Raw genomic sequence first — 10,366 nt, forward strand, 5'->3', positions numbered from 1 at the left:
TAATTTTTAATATGCAATTACTGTTTTGTAGGGCGGAGCTTTATAAAGTGTTTTTTGCCACATATAAGGTTTAATCTATTAACACCGTTTAAAATTAAAAAGCATTGGTTTGTTAATAACTAATTAAGTTATTTTTTATTTTCGAAGTTCTAACTCAATAAAGTATAAATAAAATTTTATGAGATGAGACTGTAATTTTATAGTCACATTCATATTATAGAGTGCTGCGCTCTAAATGATTTGTTAAATATGATGTTTTTTCATAGGGCGGAGCTTTGCCAGAATGTTTTAAAAACATATTGTTTCTTTGTTTGAAGTAATGTTGAGTTTTTTTAAAAATTCCCGAAGTGAATTGATTTCTGTTATATCGTGCATATATCTAAATCAGTTGATTTTTTATTTTTGTATGAAGTTATATTTTAAATGTAGATGTTTTTTTTATTTTTGCAAAAAATAAAAATATTTTTTTATTAAAAATCTCACTATGAATTAACAGGACGTTCAATTAATTGAGTTGCCTAAAGTAAGACAGGCGTAGAAATACAAAGCACTCAAATAAGTGTTGGTTTTTAACAACCTAGTTTTCCTGTATTTAAACTTTGCATGAACACGTTTAAGTTGTTTGTGTGGGGTTATCTCGTTTGTAAATTTTTTTGGAGTTACCAATGGACCAGCAACAACTGTTCAATATTATTACCGAGCATACTCGTGAAGTTATTCCTGAATTGGAAGAGCACAATTTTGTACAAACTGATTCGTTAGTTGCACTCGGTGCTAATTCTATCGATCGTTCAGAAATAATTATGATGACTCTTGAAGATTTATCACTTGAAGTTCCTTTAGTTAAATTTGCAGGTGCAAAAAATATTGGTGAACTAGCTGAGCTTATACATGAACAAAGTGCGTGATGAGCAAGAGATCCAAATTACTGGTGTTGGTGTAACTAGTGCTATTGGGCAAGGCAAGAAAAGTTTTGCAGAGCATTTATTGCAAGGAATAACCACTTTTAATGTGATGGAAAGAGCTGGTCGTCAGTTGCCAACTAATGGTGAACAGGATGGTTCGACAAGTAATAGCCAATTTTTGGGAGCAGAAATTTGTTCTTTAACTATACCAGATGAATTGCCTAAAAAAATGTTGCGTACAAGCTCTTATTCTGCACAAGTCGCTTTGGTGACTCTTCAAGAAGCTTGGTTGGATGCTCAGTTAAATGATGTTGATCCAAAAAGAATCGGCTTGGTTGTGGGAGGTTCAAATTTTCAACAGCGAGAGTTGGTGCTATTACATAATAAATATCGCGATAAGCCTCACTTTCTCCGTCCTAACTATGGACACTCTTTTATGGATTCTGATTTATGCGGATTATGTACTGAACTATTTGATATAAAAGGTTTTGCATATACGTTAGGTGGCGCATCAGCGAGTGGTCAAGTCGCAGTATTGCAAGCAATTGATGCTGTTATGTCTGGTAAGGTTGATGTTTGTATTGCGTTGGGCGCACTAATGGATTTGTCCTATTGGGAGTTGCAGGCGTTTCAATCAATCGGTGCTATGGGATCACATAAATTTGCTCAACAACCTGAGCTGGCCTGTAGACCTTTTGATCAAGATCGTGATGGTTTTATTTACGGTGAAATGTGTGGCGCCGTGGTGATTGAAAACGTTTCTAAGCGTAAACGTGGAGGACTAAAGCCTTACGCGCGTTGCCTTGGTGGCGCCATTGCAATGGATGGAAATCGTAATCCGAATCCTTCTTTAACAGGTGAAATTTCAGTTATTGAAGAAGCTCTTAAATTATCTGGGCTAGAGGCTACAGAAGTTGATTATGTGAATACCCATGGTACTGGTTCTGCTATCGGTGATGAAATAGAACTTAAAGCAATACGCCATTGTGGGTTAGATCATGCTTGGTTAAATGCTACTAAATCGGTTATAGGGCATGGGCTTTCAGCCGCTGGAAGTGTAGAAATTATTGCTACATTATTACAAATGCAAGCTTCGCAATTACATCCGTGTGTCAACCTGAATAACCCAATGGATAATTCTTATCAATGGGTTAGAGGCGAATCTGTTGCTCACAAATTACAACAAACATTAAATTTAAGTCTAGGGTTTGGTGGTATTAACTCGGCACTGTGTTTGCAAAGTTTGCAGTAAATTATTTTATAGGATAAAACAATGAAAACATTCGTATTCCCAGGACAGGGCTCACAAGCGAAAGGAATGGGTAACAGTTTATTCGATCAATATCAGTCCCTCACTGATATTGCTGATCAGGTGCTTGGCTATTCAATAAAAGAATTGTGTCTCGAAGACCCTCGGAATGAATTAGGTCAAACCCAATTTACACAACCTGCTATTTTTGTTGTGAGTGCGTTATCTTATTATCAACAGTTGGAAGAAGATGGACAAAAACCGGATTATGTCGCTGGGCACAGCCTTGGAGAATTCAATGCACTGCTGGCAGCAGAATGTTTTGATTTTAAAACAGGTTTGAGCTTAGTACAAAAACGAGGTCAGCTGATGAGTCAGGCAAGCGAAGGAGGTATGGCTGCCGTCATTAATGCGAGTGAAAAACAAATTGAATCGATTCTTGCTGATAATGGGCTCGATAAAGTTGTAATAGCCAATCACAACTCGCCTTCACAAATGGTCATATCGGGAGATAAATCACAAGTTAGTGATGCAAGAAAGTATTTTAAAGAAGCCGCTATACGATGCATTCCACTCAATACAAGCGGTGCTTTTCATTCGCCATTTATGCAAGATGCAAGGGAAGAGTTTGCTCGTTTCCTTGAAGATTTCGAGTTTTCTGATCCTGTGATACCAGTTATTTCTAATGTTACTGCTCAAGCATATGAACCAGGAAAATTGATTAGCAACTTGTCTAGTCAGATCACTAATTCTGTTTTGTGGACACAAACTATCCAGCACCTATTATCTGAAGCAGCTAACAATGGCCAAGATATGACTTTTAATGAAGTGGGTCATGGCAAAGTATTAACTAATTTAATTGCCAGTATAGAAAAAGATTGGCGGGCCAATCAGTCAAAACAACCTTTAGTTGCTACACAAAAGGTAAAAATGTGGAATGAAAAATATCCCATTGGTACAGCAGTAAAATCAAGTATTGTAGAACAAAATAATTTAAAAACTAGAACCGAAGCAATGGTTCTCTTTCAACATCGGGCTGCCATTTATTTAGAAGGTTTTCGTGGTTATTTTGACCTTGATGAGTTAACCCCAGAAGTATAAACAAAGTTAATTAAACAAATTCATCGTATAGGTATAGGTTTATTAAAAGCTGCCTATGCTGAGTAGCCTTTGCCAGTAAAAAATTACTACAGGAATGAGTAGTTACTATGTCCAAGCGAACCAAATCCGATCCAGTAACAAAAGATATTGCGATTGTTGGCATTGCCTGTCGTTTTCCAGGCGCCGAGAATTATAATGATTTTTGGCAAAATTTAAGTAATCAGGTTTCTTCTATTGTTGAAATACCAGCTGAACGCTGGGATCACAAAGAGTATTACTCACCTAATCTTGAAGATAGTAATAAAACGATCAGCAAGTGGGGTGGTTTTATTTCAGATCATGACAAGTTTGATGCGCCTATGTTTAAAGTTTCTCCGCGTGAAGCGGAGTTCATGGATCCACAACAGCGAATTATGTTGGAGTTAACTCGTAGTTGCATGGAAGATGCTGGTTACCAGCCCGCACATTTTAGTGGTACTGCTACTGCTGTTTATGTTGGTGCGTGTAATAACGATTACAAAGAAGTTGTTGAGCGATCATTGCCTGCTGTTGAGGCGCATATTTCTACTGGGGTACATCCTTGCCTAATACCGAATCGAGTTTCATACGTTTATGACTTGAAAGGTCCGTGTATGATGATTGACACCGCGTGTTCTAGTTCATTAGTTGCGTTTAATGAAGCTGTTAATGCGATAGAGCGTGGAGATTGTTCCGCTGCTTTTGTTGGCGGAGTTAGCGTCTTAACTAGCCCAACTCATTTTATTTCATTTTCTAAAACTGGCATGTTATCAAAAAGTGGATTATGCAAAACTTTTGATGATTCGGCTGATGGTTATGTTCGCGGCGAAGGTGCAGCGATGATGCTAATTAAGCCATTAGCACAGGCAAAGAAAGATAACGACAATATTCATGCCGTCATTAAAGGGGTTGCCGTTAATCATGGCGGTAAAGTGGCTACTGTGACTTCGCCTAATCCATATGCTCAGTCTCAAGTTATCGTAAAGGCTATGGAAAATGCCAATCTTGATATAACTAATATCAATTATATGGAAGCTCACGGTACTGGAACTCCAAAAGGTGATCCGATAGAGATCACAGGGTTGAAAAGAGCATTTTCTTTAATGGCTAAAAACCAAGGTAAGAAGCTGGAAAAAGAGTTTTGCGGCATTGGCAGTGTTAAAACCAATATAGGCCATCTTGAATCTGTTTCTGGGATTGCTGGAATGACTAAAGTGATTATGGCAATGAAGCATAAAACTTTACCGGGATTAATGCATTTTAAAAAGCTTAACAGTCGTATAAAGCTAGATAGTTCGCCATTTTATATTGTTGAGGAAAATCAACCTTGGAAAGCCAGTAAAGATGGATTACGAAGAGCAGGAATTAGTAGCTTTGGATTTGGTGGCGTCAATGGTCATATTATTCTAGAAGAATATCCAGATAATATTAAACAAAAGCCGGTCGCGTTAGATGTTTCTTTACCTAAACCAATACCCTTTGTTCTTTCTGGAAAAAATAAAGACGCAATAAAGCGTTATGCAAAAGTTTTGTCTGATTATTTGACTGATTCAACTCATGAAAATAACGTCAATTTTAATTTAGCCTCTTTTGTTTATACGTTACAAAATCGCGAGCCTTTAGAACAAAGAGTGGCATTTGAAGTTCAATCATTATCACAGTTACAGAAAAACCTGCTGGCTTTGGCCAATGATGAGCCTATTGCTGAATGTTTTGAGGCCAATATAAAACAAAGTGATAAGCCCAATCGTGAAACACAATCCTTAGCCGAATTTTGGGTTTGTGGTGGTGAAGTTAAAAGCTGGGATGAGTGCTATAAAAAACTAGCTAAAAAACACATGCCGCATAAGCTTCATTTGCCAACCTATCCGTTTGCTAAAAAGCGCTACTGGATTGAACAGATGTTACACACTGGACAAATGTTACCCAAAGCGCAAAAACAAATAAGTTCTACTAACGCAATAACTGAATACTTACACCCATTAGTGCATCGAAATAGTTCTACTTTATCGGGGTTACGTTTTACTAGTGAATTTAGTGGAGAAGAACATTTTTTAAATGATCACCAAGTTAATGGTAGTAAAATATTACCAGGAATGGCTTATTTAGAAATGGCTAGAGCTGCCTGCCAACTTGCTTCTGATAATAACGTCAATGAAGTCGCGGAAGATCAATCACATAAAGCAATTGAATTAAAAAATATTGAATTAAAAAATATTGAATTAAAAAATATAGTATGGATGCGCCCTTTAATTATCAGCGACAAAGTTTTACCCATTCACATTCGTTTTGAACAAAAGAATGATGGCTATAGCAGTTATCAAGTGTATACAGGTAGTGACAATGAAAAATTAGTCCATGCACAAGGTCAGATACGTGAAGTAGAGAATAAGAACCTATCTTCTTTACCATTAGAACAGTTAAAGCAACAAATGGTTTTAAGTGAGACACCTGTTGTTAAATATTATCAAAAGTTTGCTGACATGGGATTTAACTACGGTCCAGCACATCAGGGGATTCAAGAGGTGTACCGCTCAACACAAGGGGTGTTAGCTAAACTGAGTATTCCAGCAGATATTGCTTTCACCCAGCAACAGTTTTTATTGCACCCAAGTATTTTAGACAGCGCGCTTCAAGCCAGTATTATTTTATCATGGGATGATAATAATCTTGATTCTGTTGAGAATAAAACCTTATTGCCATTCGCGTTAAGTCATGTGGAAATCAGCTCTACTTTAACTGCAAACCAATTGCCAGAAACATTTTGGGCTTGGATCAGGTATGCTGATGATCAGAAATCTTTAGATATTGATTTAAGTAACGAGCAGGGACAGGTTTGTATTTCTCTTAAAGGTTTTACCTCAAGAAACATTGAGAATAGACTTGACACACCTCAAAATCTTTTATTAACAAAACCTTGTTGGAGTTCTTTACCTACTGAATTATTGAATGTTAATTTAAATTCAATTGATTATGCACAGCATCATTTAGTTTTTATTGGATTTAACAAAAACAAAGGGTTAATTAGTAAACCGAATTTAGCTCTGGTTGAAAGTCAGTTTAATCAGGATAAAAAGTCAAAACTTATTTGCCATTTACCTTCTCAAAGTAATGATGTTTCTTATTTACCATTAGATAAGCAGTTTGAAATTAATGCACTCGCATTATTTGATATAGTAAAAAATAACTTGTTAGAGCAAACAAAATCAATCAGTTCAAAAGAGAAGTTATTATTGCAAGTCGTTGTACCTAATAGTGGAGAAGCAAAATTATTGATTGCTTTATCGGGTTTATTGCGTACGGCTCAACTTGAAAGTCCTAAGCTTGTTGCACAAATTATTGCTGTATCTAATGAATTATTGGTAGATGAATTAGCTCAGCATATGAAAGTGTGTGCGCAATACCCTCAACAACAAGTATTTAGAGTTAATCAGAAAAAACTTGAAGTTTGTACTTATCAAGTGATTGACAATATAAAAGAAAAAGCAGAAGAAATACCTTTTAAAGAAGGTGGTACTTATTTGATTACAGGAGGGCTTGGTGGCTTAGGAAAAATATTGACCAGCCAGGTTGCTCAGTCATTACAAAGCGCTAATATTATTCTTACTGGGCGTTCAGTCATCAGCCCTAAAAAGATAAAAGAACAGGTTGGTGTTGAGAGAGACAATATTAATATCGAATACCACTGTATTGATGTTTGTAATAAAGCTGCTATAGATTCACTGATAAAATCTATTGTTGAGGACTACGGCACAATTAATGGTGTAATTCATTGCGCAGGTTGTATTAAAGATAATTTTATCATTAAGAAAACTCATGAAGAGTTAGTTGAAGTTCTTGCACCAAAAACCAGCGGTTTAATTAATTTGGATCTAGCTACTCAAGCATTGCCATTAGAGTTTTTTGTTTTATTTTCTTCAACTTCGGGTGCGCTTGGTAATCTTGGGCAGGCGGATTATGCAACGGCCAATGCTTTTATGGATGTATTTGCTAGTTATCGAAATAATCTGGTTGATGAAAAAGGCCAACCACTAAGAAGTGGGCAGACTCTTTCAATTAACTGGCCGCTATGGGAAGCGGGTGGCATGATGATTGATGATGCTACTAAGCGTATGCTAGAAGAAAAAACAGGAATGATACCTTTAAGTAGCGAGCAGGGAGTTGCTGCGTTTTTTAACGCTTTAGCTACAGGTGAATCACAAGTGATGGTGATGCCAGGTAATGTGGCTAAAATCACAGAAAAATATTTACAACCTATTGGTATCGCTAAAACCGAAGTGGCTGCTTCTAAGTTTACTAACAATCAGCCAGTGAACAGTGAACTTTCAGTTGATAAGCTTGAAAGTGCACTACTAGAAATGTCATCTGCGCTATTAAAATTGGACGTTAGTGAGCTTGATACAGTAACTGCATTAGGAGATTATGGTTTTGATTCCATTACCCTGACAGAGTTTGCCAATCGTCTTAGTGAAACTTATAGCATTGATGTACCTCCCACTATCTTTTTCGATTATTCAACATTAGGGAGTTTAGCTGAATATTTACTGCAAGAGTATCCTGCAAAATTTTCTAGCCAGAGTTCACAAATAGATAATAGTGATACTGAAATTTCTGAACCGACAGTTGATATAAAAGATTTATTAAATAATTTGAAATCAACATTACTAAGTGTTGCAGCTCAGTTATTAAAGCTAGATGAAACTGAGTTAGATACTTATACAGAGTTAGGTGACTATGGTTTTGACTCAATTACCTTAACGGAATTAGCAAATACCTTAAGTCAAAAATATGATATTGATGTGCCTCCTACAGTATTTTTTGATTATCCAACTATTGATGGGCTTAGTGAATATTTATTGAGTGAGTATAAAGATAATATAGCCAAGCAAATGGAAGGTGTGCCACAGAGCAATCAAAATCAGTTACACCAAGAGACATTACAGACAAAAGCATCACAGACAAATGATCAAGCCATTAACGAAGCTCATCAAGTAACCACAGAAGTTACTGAATTGACACCATCATTCGTTGAACAGCCAAGTATTAAGCACGAAGAAAATAATTCTCAATCTTCAGTACTTAAACAATATGCTGGTATAGCGGTTGTTGGTATGAGCGGAAGCTTTCCGCAAGCACATGATCTTGAGGCTTTTTGGCAAAACTTGGAGCAAGGTGTTAATTGTATCAGTGAAGTGCCTAAACAGCGTTGGGATTGGCAAGCTTTGTATGGTGATCCACTCGAAGGGGGTCATACAAGCGATGTTAAGTGGGGTGGTTTTATGGACAATATGGATACTTTTGATCCATTGTTTTTTGGTATTTCTCCCCGTGAAGCCATGTTTATGGATCCGCAACAGCGTCTTTTAATGACGCATTGCTGGGCTGCCATTGAAGATGCTGGTTATGCCCCAAGTAGTTTATCTGGAACTAATACCGGTATTTTTGTTGGCACAGCTGCTACTGGTTACGATGCTGTTATTGCTAAAGCAGGACACAATATAGAAAGCAATACGGCAACGGGCACTGTGCCTTCTGTTGGTCCTAACCGAACGAGTTTTTTCTTTAATTTTTACGGTCCGAGTGAACCTATTGAAACCGCCTGCTCTTCTTCGTTGATTGCTATTCACAAAGCGGTGCTGGCAATTGAAGCTGGTGATTGTGAGCAAGCTCTGGTTGGTGGAATTAATACTATTCCGAATGAACATCATCATATTAGCTTTAATAAATCGGGCATGTTATCAAAAGATGGAAGTTGTAAAACTTTTTCAGAAGATGCTAATGGTTACGTTCGTGGAGAAGGTGTTGGAATATTATTTTTAAAGAAGCTTGATGCAGCTAAAGCAGATGGTGATCATATTTATGGTGTCATCCGTGGCAGTGCACAGAATCATGGAGGAAGAGCTAATTCATTAACTTCACCTAATTCATTGCGTCAGTCAGAAGTACTACAAAAAGCGTATAAAAAGAGTGGTGTCGAACCAAGTACTGTGACCTATATTGAAGCTCATGGTACAGGAACGCCATTAGGCGACCCAATTGAAATTAATGGGATTAAATCTGCGTTTAATCAGTTAGCCAAAGAAAGCAAAAGCTTGCCTGCACAAGAACATCGTTGTGCTATTGGTTCGGTTAAAACCAATATTGGTCACTTAGAACTCGCTGCCGGTATTGCGGGTGTAATTAAAGTTTTGTTGCAGATGAAGCACCAAAAAATAGTTAAGAATCTGCACTTTAAGCAACTTAATCCCTATATTGCTTTAGATAAAACGCCTTTTTATATTGCAGAAAAAAATCATGATTGGGTTTCATTAAAAGATGAGCAAGGAAGAAATATTCCAAAACGGGCCGGTGTGAGTTCATTTGGATTTGGTGGTGCTAACGCACATGTTGTGCTCGAAGAATATATCGAAGAGAAAAATATAGGCACTGCTCCTTCTTTGAGAAAAAACAATCATCAACAAGTCGTGATTTTATTGAGCGCTAAGACTGCAAAAAATCTTAAACAATATGCGCAAAAATTACTTGATTTCGTCAGGCAGAATAAAAATACCATTTCACTTCCTGATCTTGCTTACACCTTACAGGTTGGACGTGATGCTATGGATGAAAGACTCGCTTTTGTCGTTAGCGAAACTGTCGAATTAACAGAAAAGCTTGAAATGTTTATTAATGAAAAAGCGTTACCGAATAATTGCTACCTTGGTCAGGTTAAAAATAATAAAGACTTTATTGAAAGCATGAATAAAGATGATGGCCTGGTTGAAACTATGCAGAACTGGCTTGAGAGTGCTCAATACGATCAACTGTTAACAATGTGGAGTAAGGGCATTAATTTTAACTGGCAGCAATTCTATCAAAGCAGACCCGATTGGATGGTGACTTTAAAGCGAATTAGTGCGCCGACTTATCCATTTAATCAGCAGAAAATATGGCCGACTAATAATAAGCAGAATAAACCAGTGAAGCCTGAAAATAGTGTTTCTCAACAACCAGAAAAAAATAGAGTGTTGGAAATATTAGAATCTTTAGAAAATGGAAAATTTAGTCTTGATGAAGCAATTAATGCTTTACCTACTGAAACAGTAGAATGAAA

Annotated in this window: 4 protein-coding genes; all 4 read left to right on the forward strand. The window is 36.8% G+C overall.

Annotated elements, in window-relative coordinates:
* The first annotated feature begins 665 nt into the window (after positions 1–665).
* The 4 genes from ACT5E3_RS00995 (at position 666) to ACT5E3_RS01010 (ending at position 10,364) form a co-directional block, all read left to right on the forward strand.
* Positions 666–908 carry an acyl carrier protein gene (locus ACT5E3_RS00995; RefSeq protein ID WP_444996458.1) on the forward strand — a complete coding sequence of 81 codons (243 nt, stop codon included), beginning with the start codon at positions 666–668 and terminating at the stop codon, positions 906–908.
* Complete coding sequence (locus tag ACT5E3_RS01000) at positions 892–2,157, forward strand: beta-ketoacyl synthase N-terminal-like domain-containing protein (protein WP_444996459.1); 1,266 nt, start codon at positions 892–894, stop codon at positions 2,155–2,157. The genes ACT5E3_RS00995 and ACT5E3_RS01000 overlap by 17 nt, the downstream gene beginning before the upstream one ends.
* A 21-nt stretch (positions 2,158–2,178) precedes the next feature.
* A complete protein-coding gene (gene fabD / locus ACT5E3_RS01005; RefSeq protein ID WP_444996460.1) occupies positions 2,179–3,255 on the forward strand; it encodes an ACP S-malonyltransferase in 1,077 nt (358 codons plus the stop codon).
* A gap of 107 nt (positions 3,256–3,362) precedes the next feature.
* On the forward strand, positions 3,363–10,364 hold the full coding sequence (locus tag ACT5E3_RS01010) for an SDR family NAD(P)-dependent oxidoreductase (RefSeq protein ID WP_444996461.1): 7,002 nt from the start codon (positions 3,363–3,365) through the stop codon (positions 10,362–10,364).
* The last annotated feature ends 2 nt before the right edge of the window (positions 10,365–10,366 follow it).

The sequence above is a fragment of the Aliikangiella litoralis genome, from assembly GCF_052495765.1.